Origin of the sequence: Marinovum sp. PR37, from assembly GCF_028807375.1 — a bacterium.
GTDB classification, from domain to species: Bacteria; Pseudomonadota; Alphaproteobacteria; order Rhodobacterales; family Rhodobacteraceae; genus Marinovum; species Marinovum algicola.
In genome coordinates, this window is the sequence record NZ_JARAML010000007.1 from 162,338 (window position 1) to 183,332 (window position 20,995).

Genomic DNA, 20,995 nt, shown 5'->3' on the forward strand with positions numbered 1-20,995 from the left:
AGACAGAGGATACCATGACCAACACATTGAAATGCGTCTCGCCCATCGACGGAGAGGTCTTTGCCGAACGCCCGGTGCTGACGCTCGACGCGGCGCGGGACGCGGCCGCCAAGGGCCGCGCCGCGCAGGCGGCCTGGGCGGCGCGGCCGCTGGCGGAACGCACCCGCCTGGTGATGGCGGGCGTCGCCCGCGTCGGCGAGATGAATGACGAGATCGTGCCGGAACTGGCGCGGATGATGGGCCGCCCGGTGCGCTATGGCGGTGAATTCGGCGGTTTCAACGAACGCGCCTCGCATATGGCCGAGATCGCGGAGCAGGGGCTGGCGCCGATCGAGGTCGGCGAAGATGCGACTTTCAAGCGCTACATCAAACGGGTGCCCCTGGGGCTCGTGCTGGTGGTGGCGCCGTGGAACTATCCCTACATGACCGCGATCAACACCGTTGCGCCCGCGCTGATCGCCGGCAATGCGGTGATGCTGAAACACGCCACCCAGACGCTGCTGGTGGGCGAACGCATGGCCCGCGCCTTTCACGAGGCCGGCGTGCCGGAAGAGGTGTTCCAGAACATCTTTGTCGACCATGACACCACCTCGGCGCTGATCGCCGGCAAGGCTTTCGATTTCGTGAATTTCACCGGTTCGGTCGGCGGCGGCAAGGCGATGGAACAGGCCGCGGCGGGCACTTTCACCGGGGTCGGACTGGAACTGGGCGGCAAGGATCCGGGCTATGTCATGGAGGACGCCGACCTCGATGCGGCGCTGGACACGTTGATTGACGGGGCGATGTTCAACTCGGGCCAATGCTGCTGCGGGATCGAGCGGATCTATGTGCATGAAAGCCTTTTCGACGCCTTCGTCGAAAAGGCGGTGGCCATCGTGAAGGGCTACAAGCTGGGCAACCCGCTGGAGGCGGAAACCACCATCGGCCCGATGGCGCATGTCCGCTTTGCCAAGGAGGTGCGCGCGCAGATCGCCGAGGCAGTGGAGATGGGTGCAACCGCGCATATCGATACCTTCCCCGAGGATGACGGCGCCGCCTATCTGACACCGCAAATCCTGACCGGCGTCACCCATGACATGCGGGTGATGCGGGACGAGAGCTTTGGCCCGGTGGTGGGCATCATGAGCGTAAAGGACGACGAAGAGGCCATCGCGCTGATGAACGACAGCCACTTCGGCCTGACCGCCTCGCTCTGGACGGCCGATGTCGACCGCGCGATGGCAATCGGCGACCGGATCGAGACCGGAACCGTGTTCATGAACCGCGCAGATTACCTCGACCCCGGATTGTGCTGGACCGGCTGCAAGCAGACCGGGCGCGGCGGCGGGCTGTCGGTGATCGGCTATCACAACCTCACACGTCCGAAATCCTACCATCTGAAGAAAGTCACCCAATGAGCCTGACGGGAAACTGGTCTTACCCCACCGCCATCAAGTTCGGCGCCGGCCGCGTCTCGGAATTGCCCGGCGCCTGCGCGCAGGCGGGCATGACACGGCCTCTGCTGGTCACCGACCGGGGTCTGGCCGATCTGCCGATCACCTCGGCCACGCTCGACGTGCTGGAGCAGGCGGGGCTTGGCCGCGCGCTTTTTGCCGAGGTCGATCCGAACCCGAACGAGAAAAACCTCGCCGCCGGCGTAGCGGCCTATAATGACGGCGGCCACGACGGGGTGATCGCCTTTGGCGGGGGCTCGGGGCTGGATCTGGGCAAGATGGTGGCCTTCATGGCCGGCCAGACCCGGCCGCTGTGGGATTTCGAGGATATCGGCGACTGGTGGACCCGCGCCGACGCCGATGCCATCGCGCCCATCGTGGCGGTACCGACCACCGCCGGCACCGGCTCCGAGGTGGGGCGGGCCAGCGTCATCACCAATTCGGAGACCCACGAGAAGAAGATCATCTTTCACCCCAAGGTGCTGCCCTCGGTGGTGATCTGCGACCCGGAGCTGTCAATCGGCATGCCCGGCTTCATCACCGCCGGCACCGGGCTCGATGCCTTTGCCCACTGCGTCGAGGCCTACAGCAGCCCGCATTACCATCCGATGTCTCAGGGTATCGCGCTCGAGGGCATGCGGCTGGTCAAGGACTACTTGCCGCGCGCCTTCCAGAATGGTCAGGATCTCGAGGCACGGGCGCAGATGATGTCGGCGGCGATGATGGGGGCGACGGCCTTCCAGAAGGGGCTGGGCGCGATCCACGCCATGAGCCACCCGGTGGGCGCGCGGTTCAACACACACCACGGCACCACCAACGCGGTCTGCATGCCGGCGGTGCTCGATTTCAACGCCGAGGTGATCCGCGCCCGCTTTGACGCGGCGGCGGCCTACCTCGGGATCGACGGCGGCTTTGACGGCTTCCGCGAATTCGTGCAGGATCTGAACGACAGCCTGAACATCCCGCGCAAGCTCTCCGATCTGGGCGTCACCGAAGAGGCGATCCCGGCGCTGGTCAAGGGCGCGGTCACCGACCCCTCCTGCGGCGGCAACCCGATCGCGCTGACCGAAGAGAACCTGACGGCGCTGTTCAAGGCAGCGCTCTGACATGCGGTGCCCGGCGACAAAAAACCGGGCACAACCCTCTGAAACCAAAAAGGTTTCACAAGACTGATACCAAAGAGGCCCATAAGGCCCGCATCCCGCCCCGGTGCTGTCCGGGGCCCAATCGACAGAGGAGACGACCCATGACCAGAACCATCCTTCTGACTTCCACCCTGATTGCCGGGCTGGCCGGCGCGGCCCAGGCCGAAACCCTGCGGCTCTTGACCTGGGGCGGATATGCGCCCGATGACGTGGTGCAGATGTTCGAGGAACAGACCGGCCACACCGTCGAGGTGACCAAATCCAACAACGAGGAAATGATCGCCAAGCTGCGCGCCACCGGCGGCGGCGGCTTTGACCTGGCCCAGCCCAGCCAGGACCGGGTGATGGGCCCGCAGATGGAGTTCGGCATTTACAAGCCGATCGACATGTCCAAGATTGATCAGTCGCAGTTCATCGAGTCGATGCTGATGGCCACCATGGCCAATACCACCGTCGGCGATGACGTTTATGGCGTGCCGCATGTCTGGGGCACCTCCGGCCTGGTGATGAACACCGCCGAAGCCGGCGAGGTGGTCAAGGATTACACCGATCTCTGCGATCCGGCGGTCGCGGGCAAGGTGTCTTACCGGCTCAAGCGCCCGACGCTGATCGGCTTTGCCTTCGCCATGGGCGAGGATCCCTTTGCCGCCTATGGCGACGAGGCCAAGTACACCGAGATCATGGAAAAGGTCGAAGCCAAGCTGATCGAGTGCAAGGCCAATGTGAAAACCTATTGGGGTGGCGGCGACGAGCTGATGAACCTTGTGCGCTCGGGCGAGGTGACCGCCTCGATGGCTTGGGACACCGGCGGCTGGAAACTGAACGACGACAATGCCGACATCACCTTCGTGGCGCCTGCCTCCGGTGCCCTGGGCTGGATCGACACCTTCGTTCTGCCGGCGAAAGGGCAGGCTGACGAGGCCGCCTATGCCTGGATCAACTTTGTCATGCAGCCCGAGATCGCGGCCAGGATCACCGCGGCGGCGGGCAACTTCACCGCTTCGGCTGGCGCCGACGAATTTGCCGAGGATGCGTTGAAGGCCAAGTATCAGGCCAGCTTCCCGCAAGAGGCGATCGACAACATCAAGTGGTATCCGCCGGTTCCCGCCGGGCTGGAATCCATCGAGGGCGAAGTGCTGGACCGGGTTCAGGCCGCCAATTGATTTGAAACTGGCGGCACCCGGTCCTCGGGTGCCGCCACAAGACCGGACCCCGCAATGACCCCTGATCTCGCATGTGTCGATCTCGTGAAACGGTTCGACGAGACGACGGCCGTCGACAATGTCTCCTTCTCGGTGCCGCCGGGGAGCTTTTTCTCGATCCTCGGGCCGTCGGGCTGTGGCAAGACAACGATCATGCGGATGATCGCCGGCTTCCTCGATCCGACCTCGGGCGACATCAGGATCAAGGGCCGTTCGGTGCTTGACACCCCGCCCAACAAGCGGCCGGTGAACATGGTGTTCCAGCATCTGGCGCTGTTCCCGATGATGACCATCGCCGAGAACATCGGCTATGGCCTCCGGCGGCAGAAGATGCCGAAGGACCAGATCGCCCGCAAGGTCGACGCGGCGCTGGAGCGGATCGGCCTGCCGGGGATCGGCGCCCGCAAGGTCGACGAGCTGTCGGGCGGCCAGAAACAGCGCGTCGCCATCGCGCGCTGCATGGTGCTCGAGCCGGATGTGCTCTTGCTGGACGAGCCTCTGGGGGCGCTGGATCTGAAGCTGCGCGAGCACATGAAGGTCGAGCTGAAGGCGCTTCAGGCGGCGTTTGACACCACCTTCGTCTATATCACCCACGACCAGTCCGAGGCGCTGGTGATGTCCGACCAGATCGCGGTGATGAATGCCGGCCGGTTCGAACAGGTCGGCACCGGGCAGGACCTTTATTACCGCCCCGAAACGCCGTTTGTGGCGGGTTTCATCGGCGAGGCCAACCGCTGGAAGGGCCGCATCGAGCGGGCCGAGGGCGACGTGCTGCAACTGCGCACCGAGACCGGCCTTGCCATTCGTGCCACGACCGCCGGCGGGTTGGCCGCAGGCGACCGGGCAGAGATTTTCGTTCGCCCGGAATCGATCCGGCTGGCGGGCAGCGCCGGCGCGCTTTCGGATGTCGACAACCATTTGCAGGGCAGCGTGACCAGTATCCTGTTCAACGGCGCCGCCTCGCGCGTGCTGGTCGTGGACGAGGCTGGCGAGACGCTGGAAGTGACCCTGCCGCAATCGGGCGAATTCGCCAACCTGCAACGGGGCGACACGGTGCATATCGGCTGGGGGGCGGCGCAGGCCAGCTGTTTCGGGGGGCAGGGCTGATGCGTGCCCAATCCCGCATCGCGTTCATCCTGCTGCTGACCCCGCTGCTTCTCTGGCTCGGGCTGCTGATCCTGATTCCGCATATCGACATGGCTCTGATCTCGCTGCGCGAGCGCATCAGCTTTGGCGTCTACGAGACCAGCCTGCTGCAATACCAGAAGGCGCTGACCGAGCCGCTTTACCTGCGCACCTTCTGGCGCACCGCCGTCATGTCGGTGCTGGCGACGGCGATCACCCTGCTGATCGCCTTTCCGGTGGCCTATTACATCGCCAAGATGGCGCGCGGGCGCTTGCAGCAGGTGCTCTTCATGCTCTGCCTCATCCCGTTCTACGTCTCGGAGCTGGTGCGCACCTTCGGCTGGATGATCCTGCTGCGCGAGACCGGGCTGATCTCGAACCTGCTGCAATGGACGGGGCTGGCCGACCAGCCGGTCGAGATGCTCTATAACGATGCGGCGATGATGGTGGGGCTGGTCTATACCTCGATGCTCTTCATGGTGGTGCCTTTGGTGACCACGCTGGAAAGCCTCGACGACAGTGTGGTCGAGGCGGGCTATGATCTCGGCGGCAACGGACTGTCGGTCTTGCGCGAGATCATCATTCCCCATGCCATGCCGGGCATCGTCTCGGGCTGCATCGTGGTTTTCATGCTCAGCTTGGGCAACTACCTGACGCCCACCATGCTCGGTGGCAAGGACAGCCTGTGGTTCACCGAGATGATCTACAACCAGTTCATCGTGCGCTCGAACTGGGAGCTGGGCGCCGCCTTCGGCTTCATGTTGCTGGTGCTGTCCTCGGGGATCGTCTGGGGCATGCTGCGGCTGACAGGCCGGACCCTTCAAGAGACGATGGGATGACCGCATGATCCCCACCATTCCCCGCTCGCGCGCCTTCCGGCTGATCTATGGCAGCTATGTGCTGGCGTTCTTCCTTTATCTGGCACTGCCGCTGACGGTGGTTGCGGTCTTCGCCTTCAACGACAGCCAATTCCCCTCGCTGCCCTGGGAGGGCTTCACCTGGAACTGGTTCTTCGGCGAGGACCGCCCGCAGATCGGCGTGTTCCACGAACGCGGCATCCTGCGCGCGGTGGGCACCTCGGCCTTCGTGGCGCTCTGCGTGGCGGTGCTGTCGGTCAGCGTCGGCACCACCAACGCCTTTCTCTTCAACCGCTACGACTTTCGCGGCAAGGGGCTGCTTTATGTGCTGATGCTGCTGCCGCTGGTCATTCCGGGCATCGTGCTGGGGATCTCGATCCTGGTCTTTTCCTCGACGCTGGCCAATGGCATCTGGGATCTGGCGCAGATCGATATTCAGGCGTTGCGGCCCGGGTTGTTGCTGGTGATCCTGGGCCAGTTCTCCTTCATCACCACGATCGCCACGCTGGTGATCACCGCGCGGTTGCAGAAGTTCGACCGCACGCTGGAAGAGGCGGCACTGAACCTGGGCGCGACGCGGCTGGTGGCGGTGCGCACGATCACTCTTCCCTTTCTGATGCCGGCGATGATCGGCGCCGTGGTGGTGGCCTTTCTGATGAGCTTCGAGAATTTCAACACCACGCTGATGCTGGTGGGCTCGGATGCGCCGCTGACCATCGCCATGTTCGACCGGCTCAAGGAAGGCTCGACGCCGCTTCTGAATGCGGTCTCTCTGCTCCTGATGCTGGGCTCGTCGCTGCTGGCGCTGCTGGTGATCCTGTTTCAGCGGCGCTGAGCCGGCCCGTCCCTACCAGGGCCGGGCGCGCGGGGCGGACCGGTCTTCGGCTTCGGCCATCGCGTCGCGCAGCAGCGCCTTCATCCGCCGTCGCTGGCCGGCGTGCTCCGGGCGGTGATAGAGATTGTCGAGTTCGCCCGGATCCTCGGCCAGGTTGTAAAGCTCGCCGTCCCGCGTGGTGCCGCAGGCCGGTTCGCCATGCCAGACGATCAGCTTCCAGTCGCCGTGGCGCAGCATGGTAGTCATGATCAGCGGATCGGTGGCAAAGCCGGAATAGCGGTATTCGCAAAGCGCCCAGGACCGCCAATCCACCGCCTGCCCCCGCGCCAGCGGCAGCAGCGAGGCGCCTTGCCCTCCCGCGGCCGGCGCGCAGCCCGAAGCCGCCAGAAAGGTGGCGGGCAGATCGATCCATTGCACCAGCTCGGACACTTCGGCGCCCGGCGCGATCTCGCGCGGCCAGCGAGCGATCAGCGGCACGCGGGTCAGATCGTCGTAAAGCTGGGGGCCTTTCAGAAGCTGCTGGTGATTGCCCAGCATCTCGCCATGATCCGACGAAAAGACAACAAGCGTGTTCTCGGCCATGCCGGCAACTTCCAGCGCTGCCAGAATGCGTCCGACCTCATGATCGATCAGCGCAATCATCGCCCAGTATTGCGCGCGGATTTCCTTGATCTGCTCCGCGGTATACTCCTGAAACCCCGGCGCTGTTCCACTATAGCTCTTTTCGGAATATGCGCGGTGCGGCGCCGGTTTTTCGTCAAGCTCGCCGGGCTTGGTGGTGATCGGCGCAATGGCGTCGGCGTCGATCATGTCACGAAATTCCTGCGGCGCGCCAAAGGAATGATGCGGATCGAAGAAATTGGCCATCAGGAAGAACGGCGCATCCGCGCGCGGGTGTGAGATGAAATCTATCGCGCGTTCAGCAACCCAGTGCGAAAAATGCGCCTCTTTCGGCACATGATCGATCGGCGTGCCGGTGCGGGACTGGTTGCTGTATTCGGTGTCCTCGTTGGCACCCCGGTCGGGAAAGACCCGGGCGAAAATCGCGGGGTGGGTCTTGCGCAGCCAGCGGTGATAGTCGTTCTCCAGCGCCCGGTGATTGGGGCCATGCGCCCATTCGAAGACGCGGTAGCCATCGTCGCAGCGCGGCTCGGTCCGCCAGGTGTCGCAGGGGGCCAGATGCTGCTTGCCAATCATGCCGCAGTCATACCCGGCCTCGGAAAGGGTCTTGGTGAACATCCGCTGATCTTCGGGCAGCGGGACGCCATTGGCATACAGCCCGTGATTGGCGACATATTTCCCGGTGAAGAGCGACGCACGTGACGGGCTGCACACCGGGTTCTGGACGTAGCAATTGCGAAACAGCGCGCCCTCGGCGGCCAGCGCGTCGAGGTTGGGGCTCACGGCCCAACCGGCGCCGGTGCAACCGAGGCTGTCGCCGCGCTGCTGATCGGTGCAGATGAATAGGATGTTGGGGCGGGTATCGGGCATCCGGGGCGCTTTCAGAATTTTGCGATGCGGGGCTCGGTGCGATCTTCGAGTGCGACGCGGGCGTCGATCATTCGGTCGACCATCTGCTCGAGCCGGTCCTGATGCGCCGGGTCGGCGGCCAGGTTGCTGGCCTCGCCCGGGTCTTCGGTCAGGTCGAACAGGCTGTCATGCGCCGCGCGGCCATTGGCGCCATGGGTCACCACCAGCTTCCACCGGTCCATGCAAAGCGCGGTCTGCCAGCGGTGATCTGGGCTGCATAGCCGCGACAGGGCCCAATCCCGCGGCGTTCCGTCCAGCAGCGAACGGCCCTGAATGCGGCGCGGAGGCGGCATATCGGCCAAGGCATAAAGCGTTGGCGCCACGTCAATGGTCGAGACCATAGCTTCGGTGCGGCGCGAGGCGCGACCGGGCATACGGATCATCAGCGGCACATGCAGTGCGCTGTCCTGCATCGGACCGCGAGACGTGGCAAGCGCGCCGCGCGCAGCGGTCACGACAACGGCGGTGCGCTCTGCCAGCCCGGTGCTGTCCAACCTTTCAAGCATTGCCGCCAAGGCGGCATCGGCCTGGCGCATTGCGCCGGCATCGACGGTCTCGCAGGGAATATGCGGATTCGGCGCGCCACCCTGGGTCTCGCCCACCACCAGGCCCGCGACCCCGAAGAAATTCGCCCCGCCCGCGGGCTGCGAGAGCTGTGCGCACACTCGCGCGCCAACCCAGCTGTTGAATCCGAGCGCCTCGGGCAGCGCCGCCAGAGCATGGCGCTGCCGATCGGAGATTTCGGTCGCGTCAGGATCGGGCTGGGCCGGGAAAATCTCTTGATAGGCCTCTGGCGCCCGTGCCTCGAGCCAGGCCAGATAGGCGTTCTGGCGCGAGCGGTGCAACGGCCCGTGCGCCCAATCGAATTGCGCATATTCGAAGGGCCGGGCATGTTCCGTCGTCCAATGCGAGGCGCCGGCAAGCTGGCGCCGTCCGACAAGCCAGGTGCGCATGCCGCCATCGGCCATCCGCTGCGCCACCGTGGTTTCGCGCCCGGGCAGGGCGACGCCCTCGGTCCAGACCCCATGTGCCGCCATGTCGAGCCCGGTGAATAGGCTGGCGCGTGCCGGGCCGGCCTCGGGTGAGGGGGCATAGGCGCGGGCGAAATGCAGGCTGCTGTCGCGAAAGGCCGACAGCGTCGGCAGGCCGGCGCAGGCGGTTTCGCTCAGGCTGTCGAAGACAATCCACAGGATGTTGTGCCGGGTCGGGCAGGTCACGGGTGCACTCCTTGTTCACTCGGGGCGGGCGACGAGGCCGGAGGCGCATGGCGTTGCCCCCGGCCGGTAAAGGGTCAGCTGACGCGTAGACCCTCCGCATCGAAGCGGTGCATGCTGGCCTCTTGCGGAGTGACAAAGACGCGGTCGCGGTAATTGAGCCGCACCTTGCCCGGCGCGCGCACAGTCATCGTTTCGGGCACGCCATCAACATCGACGCGGATGAAGGTGTCGCTGCCAAGATGCTCCGAAACGCCCACCGTGCCCTGCCAGAGTCCTTGGTCGGGCGACAGGGTGACATGCTCGGGCCGGACTCCCAGCGCCGCGGCGCCCTGGGTGCTGGCCGCTTCGCCCTCGATGATGTTCATCATCGGCGAGCCGATGAATTTGGCCACAAAGAGGTTGCGCGGGTTGTCATAGAGCTCGAGCGGCGAGCCGACCTGTTCGATCCGGCCCTTGTTGAGCACCACGATCTTGTCGGCCATGGTCATCGCCTCGACCTGATCGTGGGTGACATAGATCATCGTGGTGTCGAGCCGCTTGTGCAGTTCCGAGATCTCGAGCCGCATCCCCACCCGCAGTGCCGCATCGAGGTTCGACAACGGCTCATCGAACAGGAAGGCCGAAGGCTCGCGCACGATGGCCCGGCCGATGGCGACGCGCTGGCGCTGGCCGCCCGACAGCTGACCGGGCTTGCGGTCGAGATAGTCGGTCAGGTTCAGCACCCGGGCGGCATTGTCGATCCGCCGCGCCTGTTCGGCCTTGTCGAGACCGGCCATGCGCATCGGAAAGGCGATATTCTGCGCCACGCTGAGATGCGGATAAAGCGCGTAGGACTGGAACACCATGGCCAGCCCGCGCTTGCCCGGCGGCAGGTCGGTGGCATCCTTGCCGTCGATCTCGATGGCGCCCGAAGTGGTGTTCTCGAGCCCGGCGATCAGCCGCAGAAGGGTGGATTTCCCGCAGCCTGACGGGCCGACAAAAACGACAAATTCGCCATCATCGATTTCGAGGTTGAGCGGCGGAATGACGGTCATCTCGCCAAAGTCCTTGCGCACGTCTTTCAGGTGAATGCGGCCCATATCAGCGGCTCCCTTCCCGGTGTTGTCCGCGCGCCATATGAAGCGGCGGAGACATCATTGATTGCGCGCCACGCACGCAGGCTTCGATAAAACCCTGAGATTTAAGGGCGCTATCGGAACGCCAGAGCAGGATCTCGTGGATCAGCCGGTCGCGGGTCGCCCGGTGTTCGGGCGCATCCCACAGGTTGACCTGTTCCCTCGGATCGGCGTCGAGATCGAACAGCATACCTTCGTCGGCGTCGACGAAATGCACCAGCTTCATCCGGCCCTCGAGCACCATGGTCATCATGCGGGTGCCGCTGAGCAGCGCGTCGTTGGAGTGTTCGGCAAACACCCGATTGCGTCCTGGTGCAGGTTCCTTGCCGAAATAGGGGATTAGGGAGGATGCCTCCATCCAGCCTGGAACCTGCACGCCGGCCCAGTCCAGAATGGTCGGGCCGAAATCAAACAGCGAAACATTGTCAGTGACCCGCCTGCCGGCAGGGATGCCCGGCCCGGCAACCAGCGCGGGGACCCGAACGGTGGATTGGTACATGTTCCATTTCTGCGAATGGCCATGATCGCCAAGCGCGTCACCGTGATCCGACGTGAAGACGATGATCGTGTCGTCCAGCACGCCCCGCGCCTCCAGAGTCTCGATGATCTCGCCCACTTGGGTGTCGATCATGGTGACATTGGCGTAATAATGCGCGCGCTGACGGCGGGATTGCTCGGGGCTAGGGTCGGGCAGGTGAACCACGCCGTCCGCATCCTCGCCCAGCATGAAATCGCGCAGGCCCTGCATGGCTTTCGGTTGTGCCTCGGGGTCGGGCGGGATGACCTCGGGCAGGTCGCGGTTCTCGTACATGTCGAGGTAGCCCTGTGTGGGATCGTAGGGCGGATGCGGACCGGGAAGGCCCACTTGCAGGAAGAAGGGGCCCTCGCCGGTGTAGCGGTCGAGCCACCATTTGGCCATTTGGCCGGTAAAGACATCCGGGTGCAGGCATTCGTCCAATTGCCAGGCCCAGGCGCCCAGCTTGTCGCCATAGCCGTTGTCGCGCCGCTTGGTAACGCGCGAGGGTTTCTCCAGCCCGCGCAGAAAAAACGCCTTGTCCCAATTGTCGAGGTAGAACGGCAGGTTGGGATGGTCGCGATCCTTGTTCTCGGTGACGTGGCGCTCGTGAAAGCCGAAAGCGCCTTCGACCGGCATGGTATGCATCTTGCCCACGTTCACCGTGCGATAGCCCGCCTCGGCCAGATCCTTGACCCAGCAATATTGCCAGGGCTCGTCATTGCGGAACACGCCGTTGGTATGCGGATAGGTGCCGGTGAAGAGCGAGGCCCGCGACGGCGCGCAGGAAGGCGAGGTAATGTACATGTTCTCAAACGCCGTACCGCGTTTGACAAGCCGGTCCAGGTTGGGGGTGATCATGTGGTCGAAGCCCAGCGCCGCGATGGTGTCGTAGCGCTGCTGGTCGGTGATGATGAAGACGATATTGGGTCTCTTGGTCATGCTCAGCCCTTCACCGCGCCCGAGAGCGACTGGACGATATAGCGATTGGCAATTGCCATCAGTGGCAGGATCGGCAGGGTCAGCGCGATGCTGGCCACGGCGATCGAGGCCCAGTCGACAGAGTCGAAGGAGATGAAGTTCATCACCGCCACCGGCGCCGTCGTGGTGTCGGAGCGGGTGATGATCAGCGAATAGAAGAAGTCGTTCCAGGCCACCAGGAAGGCCAGGATCGCCGCCGCCACAGCCCCGGGCCGTGCGGCGGGCAGGGCGATCAGCAGAAAGGCCTTGGTCAGCGAGGCATCATCCATGATCGCCGCTTCGATCAGCTCGTCCGGCACCTGCGAAAAGGAATTCCACATCGACCATGTGACAAGCGGCAGGGTCAGGGTCATATAGGCAAAGACCAGCCCGGCGTAGGTGTCGATCAGCCCTGCGTTGACATAAAGCAGGAACAGCGGGATCACAAAGCCCACCGGCGGCGCCATGCGCAGCAGGAGCAGGATCCAGGACGCGATGAATTTGCCCGAGACCCGGCTCTTGGCCAGGGCAAACCCGGCCGGCACGCCCACCAGCATCGCAAAGACGGTGGAGAGGCCCGCGGTGATGAAGGAGTTCATCAGCGCCTTGGGGAAATCAGACCGGGTGATGTTGAAGAAGTTGTCGAAGGTGAGCTTCAGCGGGCTTTCCCAGATCGGCTCGAATACCGCGTCGGGGGCGCGAAAGGCCAGCAGCAGCGCCCAGAGCGTGGGCAGCGCCGCAAAGGTCACCAGCAGCAGCATCACGGTGGTTCCTATGGCCTTTTTGATGCGGAATTCAGGGCTGTTGTCGATCATTGCGAAACCCTCTGGTTGAGACGTGCGACGTAGAAGCTGATCAGCGCCGCCATCAGGAACAAAAGCACCGCGATTGCCGCGCCATAAGCGACGTTCGAGTTCTGGAAGGTCTGCACATAGGCATAGAAGTTGGTGGCCTGTGTCGACCGGCCCGGCCCGCCCTTGGTGATAACGAAGATCATCGGAAAATGCTTGAGCGAGTCGATGAAGCGGAACAGCGTGACCATCAGCAGTGCCGGCATCAGCAGCGGCAGGGTGATGAAGATGAAGGTCTTGACCCGAGAAGCCCCGTCGATCGCGGCGGCCTCGTCGAGATCCGTCGAGATGCCCTGAAGCGCGGCCAGGATGATCAGCATGGCGAAGGGAAAGTTGGTCCAGGTGTCGGCCACGATGATCGCGAACATGGCGCCGTTCTGGGTGGTCAGAAAGGTCGGCACGGTGAAGCCGAAGAGATCGAAGAAGGCGTTGATCGGCGACAAGGTGGGGGTGAAGAGCGACAGCCAGATCAGCGCCACGGCGACATGCGGTACGGCGTAGGGCACCAGAAAAAGCACCCGGCCCAGCCGCCACTTGCCGACGATCTTTTGCAGGCCGACGGCTACGGCGGTGCCGATGACGACCTGCGCGGCGACGCCGAAGATCGACAGGACAGACATCACGTAGATCGAATTGACCAGCCGCTGATCGCTGAGCAGGCGGGCGAAGTTGTGAAAGCCGAACTCGCCTTTGGAGCCGCGGATCAGGTGGTAGTCGCTGAACGACAGCGCCAGCATGCCGGCCAGCGGCACGATGGCAAAGATCGCAACAGCGAGGATCGCGGGGATGATCATCCGGCGATAGCCGCGTTCCAGCTCGTAGGTGGCGCCGCGCCTTTTTGAGGTGGCCTGTGTCATGGAGCGCTTTCTTGCGAGAGAGCGACCGGCGGGATGATCCCGCCGGTCCGGAGCCTGAAGGATCGTCATTGGCCCAGGATGTCCTTCATTTCCTGTTCCGCCGCCGCCAGCGCATCCTCGGGCGACATAAGCCCGTTGACCGCGGCGTTGATGTTTTCACCGATGGCGGCCCCCAGCGACGGCCAATCGGGCAGTAGCGGGCGGTAATGGCCGATGGCAAGGTTCAGCGCCTCGCCCTGCATGCGCAGGAAATCGGGGTGAACGGCGTCGTATTTCGCGATCACTTCGGCGTTCTGCGCGACCGAACCGGTGGTGAAGTTCGAAAACGGCTCGGCCAGCGCGATCTTGGTCATCGTCTCGGGGCTGACCGCCCATTCGATGAACCGGGCCGAGGCTTCGGGGTTTTCGGCCGAGCTCGGGATGGCGAGGCCATGCACCGCAATGGCGGGCGATCGGCCGGCCGGGCCACCCGGCGGCAGGGCGATGCCAGTGACATCGGCGAACTTGCTCTTATCCGGGTCGACGATCTGGGTGACGACGCCGGTGCCCTCGACGGTAAAAACCACCTGGCCGTTCTGCGCCGCCGCATTGACCTCGGCAAAATTGAAATTGCCGGCCCCCTGCGGGGCGTAGTCGTTGATCAACTCGATATAGACCTTGAGGGCCTCCAGGGTCTCGGGCGAATTGATAGCCGGTGTCAGGTCGCCGCCGGTGTAATCGGCAAAGAACTTGCCGCCATAGGCGCGCATGATCATCGGAAAGATAAACATGTTGAAGCCTTGGCCGGGCACCGCGCGCAGCGCGATGGCCGCGCGGTCGTCATTGGTGACCTGCGGCGCGATCTCCAGCATTTCGGCCCAGGTCTCGGGCACGCCGACGCCCGCCGCTTCCAGCACGTCCTGGCGATAGGTCATCAGCCCGGTGGCCGCCATGAAGGGCACCGCATATTGCTCGCCATTGATCTTGTAGGCGTCGAGCGGGCCTTTCAGGATGTCGTCCTTGACCGCCATGGCGGCGACTTCGGCGGTGATCGGCTTGAGCCAGTTGGCCGCAACCCAGCGTTGCACCTGGATGACCGGCGCATGAACAACGTCGATATCGCCGGTGCCGCCGGTAAAGGACAGGGTGATGCGGTTCTCGAAGACGTCCTGGCCGATCACGTCGATATTGGCCTTGATGCCGGTCTCGGCCTCGAAATCGTCGGCCAGTTTGCGCAGCCCGTTGGTGTAGGGCATGCCGAACATGACGACATTGATCTCTTCGGCGTCTGCCGCAGTGGGCGCAAAGGGGGCGGCCATAGCGAAACTGGCCACCAAAGCTGTTGTGCAAAGGTGTTTCATGTGTCCTCCCAAAGGGTCAGTTGCACCGCCTCCGTTATCCTCCTCGGAGCGGCATGGATTGATGTTTCGGCCGCAACCGGTTCGCGGCGCTCTCGGCCGAGACCAGCTCGGCCAACTCGTCCCGCGCCTCGAGCAGCGCGGCGCGATAGGTGTCTTCGTCCCCATTGGCGCGCTCGGCCGGTTCGGCCAGCGCGAGCAGATGCAGAAAAGTGCCCTCGGGATCCTCGATCACTGTGGCAAAGCGGCGGATGCCGACGTGGTTGCCGACTTGATCGGCGGCAAAGGCGTCATTGCGCATGTCTTCGAGCGCCTGCCGCACCGTCGCCACTTGGAGCCAGGACGTGGCCTGGCCGGGCGTGTACTGGGTCTCGAAGAAGCCGTCGGTATAAAAACGCGCCTCGACTTCGTCCCAGTCGAGCCGGCTGAGATAGAGTTTGGAGAGCACGTCAAGCTCGTAAAGCGACCGGCGGAAGCCGACGTTGGCACGGATCATCACCTCGGGATCGGGGTGGTCGGTCTTGGAATGCCAGAGCAGCTCGTGCCCGGCGACCACCACGACCTCGGCCGAGACGCCAAGCTTTTCCGAAAGCGCGCGCATCGTTTCGTCGAGCTTGGCAAGGTAGGTCTCCGACATCGGCACGTTGCGGTCGAGCCGAAAGTTGCGGACGCAGAACTTTTCACTGGTCCGGAACAGATAGCCCCAATCCGACAGCGACTTGATGATCCGATTGAGCGTCGCCGGCGACAGCCCGCAGTCGCGGGCGATGTCGACCTGCTTCAAAGGTCCCGGACCCGCAGCCATGATGTACTCCAGTACTTGCAAGGTTCGTTCAGTCGGATTCATCTCGTTATTTCCTATTTGGAATTCTGTATTCCAATAATGAAATTTATATGACTTATGACGAATCCTGCTCCTGTTGTCAATCCTCGTCCGGCCGGAACAGGATGCGGCGGCAGCGGCCCACGCGAAAAAAAGCCCCCCCATCGGCCATTCGATGCGGGGGCTCTTGAGGTCAAAGCCGCGGACGCGGGCCCTTTCGGTCAGTCGCGAAGGGCGACACCGGTGTCGGCATCAAAGACGTGCAATTGTGCTGCCGTCAGCGCGATGGCCACCCGATCGCCCTGCACCGGGTGATCGGTGCCGCCGACCCGCGCCAGAAGCCGCGCCTTGCCCACACCGAGGCTGAGCAGCGCATCGGCACCCAGCAGCTCGTCAAGCAGAACTTCGGCCTGATAGTCCAGATCGCCCTGCGGCTGGCCGCCGGCGGTCACGGCGATATGTTCCGGCCGCACGCCGAGCCTGACCTGTCGACGGGCGCCGGCATCGACCGGCAGGGACGGCAGGACGAGGCTGCCGCATTCGGTGATCCAGCGCCCGGTGTCGTCGCGCATCAGATCGAGGAAGTTCATTGCCGGGCTGCCGATGAAGCCGGCGACGAATTCATCCGCCGGGCGATCATAGACCTCGCGCGGGGTGCCGACCTGTGCCACCACGCCGCCGTTCATGATGACGATCCGGTCGGCCAGGGTCATCGCCTCCACCTGGTCGTGGGTGACATAAACCGAGGTCGCGCCCAGGCGGTCGTGCAGCTCCTGCAATTCCATCCGCATCTTGACGCGCAGCTTGGCATCGAGGTTCGACAGCGGCTCGTCGAACAGGAAGACATCGGGTGTGCGCACGATGGCGCGGCCGATGGCCACCCGCTGGCGCTGGCCACCCGAAAGCGCGGCGGGCTTGCGGTGCAGGTAGTCGGTCAGGCCCAGAAGCTCGGCGGTGCGGCCCACGCGGTCCTGAATCTCGGCCGCCGGCACCTTTTGCAGCTTCAGCGCCATGGCCATGTTGTCGAACACCGTCTTGTGCGGATAGAGCGCGTAGTTCTGGAACACCATCGCCACGCCGCGATCCTTGGGATCGACATCGTTCATCCGCGTGCCGCCGATCATCAGATCGCCCTTCGTAATGCTTTCCAGCCCGGCGATCATCCTTAGCGTCGTGGATTTGCCGCAGCCCGAGGGCCCCAGCAGGACCAGGAACTCTCCCTCGCGGATTGTCAGGTCGAATTGTTGCACGGCCTCGACGCTGCCATAGGATTTGCCGATACGGTCCAGTTTCACTTCGGTCATTGTCAGGGTCTCACTTGCCTGCGCCAGCGGTCAGCCCGCCGACGATCTGTTTCTGGAAGATGGCGGTGATGATCAGGATCGGCACGATGGCGATCACCGTCGCGGTCGAGATCGTCTCCCACGGAAAGGCGTATTCGCCGGGGTAGAGCGAGATGCCCACCGGCGCGGTGCGCATCGCGTTCTGGGTCATCAGCACCAGCGCCAGCGGAAATTCGTTCCACGAGAAGATGAAGACGATCAGCCCGGTCGCCACGAAGCCGGGCCAGGACAGCGGGATCACGATCGACCAGAAGATGCGGAAGAAGCCCATGCCGTCCATCCGCGCGGCCTCTTCGATTTCGGGCGGCAGCGTGGCGAAATAGCTGGCCAGCATCCAGACTGTGAAGGGCAGGAACAACCCGGTGTGGGCGATGATCAGCCCGGTGTAGGTGTTGAGCAGCCCGAGGTTCAGGAAGGTCTGGAACAGCGACGGCAGCAGCGACACCGGTGGGAACATCGACACCGCGAGGATGAAGACCATCAGCACACCCGCGCGCCGCATCCCCAGCCGCGACAGCGCATAGCCCGCCATGCCGCCGAAGCTCAGCGCCACCACGGTGCAGCCGAGCGCCACGATGAAGGAGTTCAGCACGTAGAGCAGAAGCTCCGGCGAATTGGTGAAGATGTTGATGTAGTTCTTGAGCGTGAAGGGATCGGGCAGGTACTGCGGCGGCCAGGCATAGATGCCCTCGGTCGTTTTCAACGAGGTCAGCACCAGCCAGATGATCGGCAGGAAGGAGATCACCACCGACAGGATCACCAGCGCATAGAGGCCGAAACGGGGACGTTTGGTCATGGCGTCAGTCCTTGTTCCGCAGGGTGAGGATGTAGAGCAGGCTCATGGCGAAGATCACCAGAAACTGCACCACGACGATGGCGGCGCCGTAGTTGAACTCGATGAAGTCGAAGATCACCTTGTAGGCGTAAAGCGACAGGCTCTCGGTGGCGGTCACCGGGCCGCCGTCGGTCAGGTTGAAGGGCAGTTCAAACGTCCGCAGGGCATCCATCGACCGCACGATCAGCGCCACCAGGATCGGCCCTTTCAACAGCGGCAGGGTGATCTCGCGGAACTCCTGCCAGCGGGTCATGCCATCCATGCGGCCCGCTTCATAAAGCTCGCGCGGGATCGATTGCAGCCCGGCGAGGATGATCAGCGCCATGAAACTGGAGGTTTTCCAGACCGCGACGACAACCATCGACCCCATGGCCAGGGTCTCGTCGCCCAGCCAGTTGATCGGCCGATCCACGATCCCGCTTTGCAGGGCGGCGGCATTGAACAACCCGTAATCGGTGTTGTACATCCAGCGCCACATCAGCGTGTTCAGCGCCGTGGGCAGCGCCCAGGGAAACAGCACCGCCAGCCGGGCGATGCCCTTGAAGCGGAAATGTTCGTTCAGCAGCACCGCCAGCCCGATGCCCATCGCCAGCTCCAGCGGGATCGACAGACCGGTGAACACCAGCGTCACCCAAAGCGAATTCCAGAACCGTTCGTTGCCGGCCAGGGTGGCGTAATGCTTGAGGCCGACGAAGCTGTAGGGTTCTGACCCGTCGATACTGGACTGGCCAAAGCTCAGAACGATGGATTGCAGGATCGGATAGACGAGGATCGCAATGATCACGGCCATCGTCGGGGTGATAAAGGCCATGCCCGTCAGGTGCCTGCGCCTGTCGAGCGGGGAAGTCATGTTTGTCATGGGTCCACCGTGGGGGGTGTCAAAGGTCTGCCCGGCGACGGGACGCCGCCGGGAGAGGAGGTGCCGGGAATGTCCGGCTCTTACTCGGACAGAAGCGCGTCAAGCTGCGCCTGCGCGTCGTTCAGCGCCTCTTCCACCGTTTTCTGCCGGTGCAGGGCATTGGTGATCTCGAGCTGCATGATCTCCGACACGCGGGGATACTTGCTGCCCGATCCGGCAGAGGGGCGCACCACGCCGTAATCGTAGTTCTTGCCGAATTTCGCCAGCACCGCGTTGCCCTTCATCGCGTCGTTGTCATAGATGCCGGGGATGGTCGGGGCGCGGTTGTCTTCGACCGCGGCGGTCAGCTGTTGCTCCTGGGCGGTGAAATGCGCCAGGAAGTCCGCTGCGGCCTCTTTGTTGTCCGAGTTCGGATTGATGCCCAGGAACCAGCCACCCATGGTGGTGGAATTGGCATCCTCGTGGCCCTCGAAATAGGGCACGCGGGTGAAGTCGAACTTGCCGGCGACGGGACTGTTGTCGGCGCTCAGCGGCGCGTGCACGAAATCCTGCACCATGAGGAAGGCGGCGCGGCCCTGCTGGAACAGGGTGCGGGCGTCGTCGGGGCGGGCGTTGAGGATCGAATCCGGGGTGATCCGGTGTTCGTGCAGCAGATCGACCATGAATTGCGTCGCCTCGATATTGGCGGGCGAATTCACCGCGACATTGCCCTCGGCATCATAGAAGCCGCCGCCATTGCCATTGGCAAAGGCCAGCCAGTTCATGAACAGACCTTCGATCTTGGCCCACATCGAGACAAAACCGTAAAGCTGCGGATTGCCTTCGCCCTCGGTGATGGTCTGCGAGGCGGCCAGCACCTCTTCCCAGGTCTGCGGCACGTCGAGGCCGTATTTTTCCAGCAGGTCGGTGCGATAGAAGAAATGGATGCCATCGGCGTAAAGCGGCAGCGCATGCACCTCGCCATCGACGGTCGAGGCCGCCAGCAGCGAGGGGTTGAAGGCGTCGATAGTGGCCTCGTCGAGCAACCCGTTCAGCGGCTCGAGCCAGCCACGCTGAGCAAATTCGCCGGCCCAGATCACATCCACCGCATAGATATCCGGTGTCGGGCTCTTGGCGGTCAGGCCGGTGACATAAAGCTTGCGGGTCTCGCCCGGCACGTCGGACACCTTGTTCCATTCGATGCTGACATCGGGGTTTTCCGCCGCGTAGCGTTCGATATTGCGCTCGACCGCCGGTCCGTAGCCGCGCGATCCGATGGATAGCACAAGCTCCTGTGCAAAGCCGGGCAGCGCGGTCAGGGCCGCTGCGGTGGCCAAGGCTGATATGGTGAATTTCATGGTGTCCTCCCTATGATTGACTTGCGTCTCAGCCGGTTCTGGCCGGATCCGAGAACGCGCTTTCGATTGCGGATTTCCGGGCCATCAGATGGCCGCGCACATTGGCGACATGCTGCGCCTCGTCACGCACCGGTGTCGCCGCTTCGGCGACGGTCAGCAGGCAGACCATGCCGCCGCCCGGCCCGTGGATGGCAACGCAGTAGCGGCGGATGCCCTTGGCGTTGCCCATCATGTCGTATTGCATCTCTGCCGGATCGACGGCGGCGATCATCGCGCGCGCCTCGGCCCAGTCCAGCGACCGCCGGTCCACCCCGGCGGTATAGAACGCGCCGGTGTCCCAGGATTTTTCCAGCGTCTCGACCGGCCGATGCGCCAGCGCCAGCCGCGAGATGGAATCGAGTTCATAGGCGCCGCGCATGAAGCCCGGAAAGGCCCGCAGGCGGATGGCCTGATCGGGGTGCTGCTGCACGATATGCCACAGCATGTTGTGGCCGCTCAGCACCACGACCTCGGCCGCAACGGTCAGCCGGTCGCTCAGAAGCGCGCAGGCATCGGCCAGCATTTCCGGCTCGAGCCCGGGGCAATGCAACCGTCGCTGAAAGCTGAAATTGGCCATGATCTTGCGGCTGGCGCTGCGGTGCACAAGGCCCAGCTCCTGCAATTCGGTGATGATTCGATACCCCGTCGAGGCCGGCAACCCCGAGCGTTCGACGACCTCTTGCGCGCTTAAACCATCGGCTTCGGGGCCGGTCAGGGCCTCCAGGATCGCGATCACTCTGCTTGATGTTCCGGACATTCTTGATTCCTATATCTGGGTTTG

General features: G+C 63.8%; 19 protein-coding genes. 6 read left to right on the forward strand and 13 right to left on the reverse strand.

Annotation, left to right across the window (positions count from 1 at the left end):
* Positions 1–14 precede the first annotated feature (14 nt).
* The 6 genes from PVW49_RS08635 to PVW49_RS08660 all read left to right on the forward strand — a co-directional run bounded on the left by PVW49_RS08635 (position 15) and on the right by PVW49_RS08660 (position 6,597).
* Positions 15–1,397, forward strand: a complete 1,383-nt coding sequence (locus tag PVW49_RS08635) for an aldehyde dehydrogenase family protein (protein ID WP_048535009.1) — start codon at positions 15–17, stop codon at positions 1,395–1,397.
* Positions 1,394–2,539: an iron-containing alcohol dehydrogenase gene (locus PVW49_RS08640; protein WP_274590359.1), complete on the forward strand. Its 1,146-nt coding sequence runs from the start codon at positions 1,394–1,396 to the stop codon at positions 2,537–2,539. Before PVW49_RS08635 ends, PVW49_RS08640 begins: the two co-directional genes overlap by 4 nt.
* A 140-nt stretch (positions 2,540–2,679) precedes the next feature.
* The gene (locus tag PVW49_RS08645; RefSeq protein ID WP_048535006.1) at positions 2,680–3,741 is read left to right on the forward strand and encodes an extracellular solute-binding protein; all 1,062 of its coding nucleotides are present in this window, start codon (positions 2,680–2,682) and stop codon (positions 3,739–3,741) included.
* A gap of 54 nt (positions 3,742–3,795) precedes the next feature.
* On the forward strand, positions 3,796–4,887 hold the full coding sequence (locus tag PVW49_RS08650; RefSeq protein ID WP_274590360.1) for an ABC transporter ATP-binding protein: 1,092 nt from the start codon (positions 3,796–3,798) through the stop codon (positions 4,885–4,887).
* The gene (locus tag PVW49_RS08655) at positions 4,887–5,744 is read left to right on the forward strand and encodes an ABC transporter permease (RefSeq protein WP_274590361.1); all 858 of its coding nucleotides are present in this window, start codon (positions 4,887–4,889) and stop codon (positions 5,742–5,744) included. Before PVW49_RS08650 ends, PVW49_RS08655 begins: the two co-directional genes overlap by 1 nt.
* Before the next feature lie 4 nt (positions 5,745–5,748).
* Entirely contained in the window at positions 5,749–6,597 is an 849-nt protein-coding gene (locus tag PVW49_RS08660; protein ID WP_274590362.1) for an ABC transporter permease, read from the forward strand.
* Between the two features lie 12 nt (positions 6,598–6,609).
* Here PVW49_RS08660 and PVW49_RS08665 read toward each other — a convergent pair whose 3' ends face one another.
* The 13 genes from PVW49_RS08665 to PVW49_RS08725 all read right to left on the reverse strand — a co-directional run bounded on the left by PVW49_RS08665 (position 6,610) and on the right by PVW49_RS08725 (position 20,971).
* A complete protein-coding gene (locus tag PVW49_RS08665) occupies positions 6,610–8,088 on the reverse strand; it encodes a sulfatase-like hydrolase/transferase (RefSeq protein WP_274590363.1) in 1,479 nt (492 codons plus the stop codon).
* An 11-nt stretch (positions 8,089–8,099) separates the two neighbouring features.
* Entirely contained in the window at positions 8,100–9,344 is a 1,245-nt protein-coding gene (locus PVW49_RS08670) for a sulfatase family protein (protein ID WP_274590364.1), read from the reverse strand.
* Positions 9,345–9,418: 74 nt separating this feature from the next.
* The gene (locus PVW49_RS08675) at positions 9,419–10,423 is read right to left on the reverse strand and encodes an ABC transporter ATP-binding protein (RefSeq protein ID WP_074837113.1); all 1,005 of its coding nucleotides are present in this window, start codon (positions 10,421–10,423) and stop codon (positions 9,419–9,421) included.
* A gap of 1 nt (position 10,424) precedes the next feature.
* Positions 10,425–11,915, reverse strand: a complete 1,491-nt coding sequence (locus PVW49_RS08680; protein ID WP_274590365.1) for a sulfatase family protein — start codon at positions 11,913–11,915, stop codon at positions 10,425–10,427.
* A gap of 2 nt (positions 11,916–11,917) precedes the next feature.
* The gene (locus tag PVW49_RS08685; protein WP_074837115.1) at positions 11,918–12,748 is read right to left on the reverse strand and encodes a carbohydrate ABC transporter permease; all 831 of its coding nucleotides are present in this window, start codon (positions 12,746–12,748) and stop codon (positions 11,918–11,920) included.
* Positions 12,745–13,641 (reverse strand): carbohydrate ABC transporter permease, encoded by an 897-nt coding sequence (locus PVW49_RS08690; protein WP_244526508.1) that lies wholly within the window; start codon positions 13,639–13,641, stop codon positions 12,745–12,747. Before PVW49_RS08690 ends, PVW49_RS08685 begins: the two co-directional genes overlap by 4 nt.
* A 65-nt stretch (positions 13,642–13,706) precedes the next feature.
* The gene (locus tag PVW49_RS08695) at positions 13,707–14,981 is read right to left on the reverse strand and encodes an ABC transporter substrate-binding protein (RefSeq protein ID WP_274590366.1); all 1,275 of its coding nucleotides are present in this window, start codon (positions 14,979–14,981) and stop codon (positions 13,707–13,709) included.
* Positions 14,982–15,015: 34 nt separating this feature from the next.
* Positions 15,016–15,825: a MarR family transcriptional regulator gene (locus PVW49_RS08700; RefSeq protein WP_074837117.1), complete on the reverse strand. Its 810-nt coding sequence runs from the start codon at positions 15,823–15,825 to the stop codon at positions 15,016–15,018.
* 197 nt (positions 15,826–16,022) lie between these two features.
* Positions 16,023–17,105 (reverse strand): ABC transporter ATP-binding protein, encoded by a 1,083-nt coding sequence (locus tag PVW49_RS08705; RefSeq protein ID WP_048534997.1) that lies wholly within the window; start codon positions 17,103–17,105, stop codon positions 16,023–16,025.
* A gap of 10 nt (positions 17,106–17,115) precedes the next feature.
* Complete coding sequence (locus tag PVW49_RS08710; RefSeq protein ID WP_048534995.1) at positions 17,116–17,940, reverse strand: carbohydrate ABC transporter permease; 825 nt, start codon at positions 17,938–17,940, stop codon at positions 17,116–17,118.
* A gap of 4 nt (positions 17,941–17,944) precedes the next feature.
* Positions 17,945–18,838 (reverse strand): carbohydrate ABC transporter permease, encoded by an 894-nt coding sequence (locus PVW49_RS08715; protein WP_244526510.1) that lies wholly within the window; start codon positions 18,836–18,838, stop codon positions 17,945–17,947.
* Between the two features lie 80 nt (positions 18,839–18,918).
* A complete protein-coding gene (locus tag PVW49_RS08720; protein WP_074837119.1) occupies positions 18,919–20,175 on the reverse strand; it encodes an ABC transporter substrate-binding protein in 1,257 nt (418 codons plus the stop codon).
* A 28-nt stretch (positions 20,176–20,203) separates the two neighbouring features.
* On the reverse strand, positions 20,204–20,971 hold the full coding sequence (locus tag PVW49_RS08725; protein WP_083416052.1) for a helix-turn-helix domain-containing protein: 768 nt from the start codon (positions 20,969–20,971) through the stop codon (positions 20,204–20,206).
* Positions 20,972–20,995: the final 24 nt, after the last annotated feature.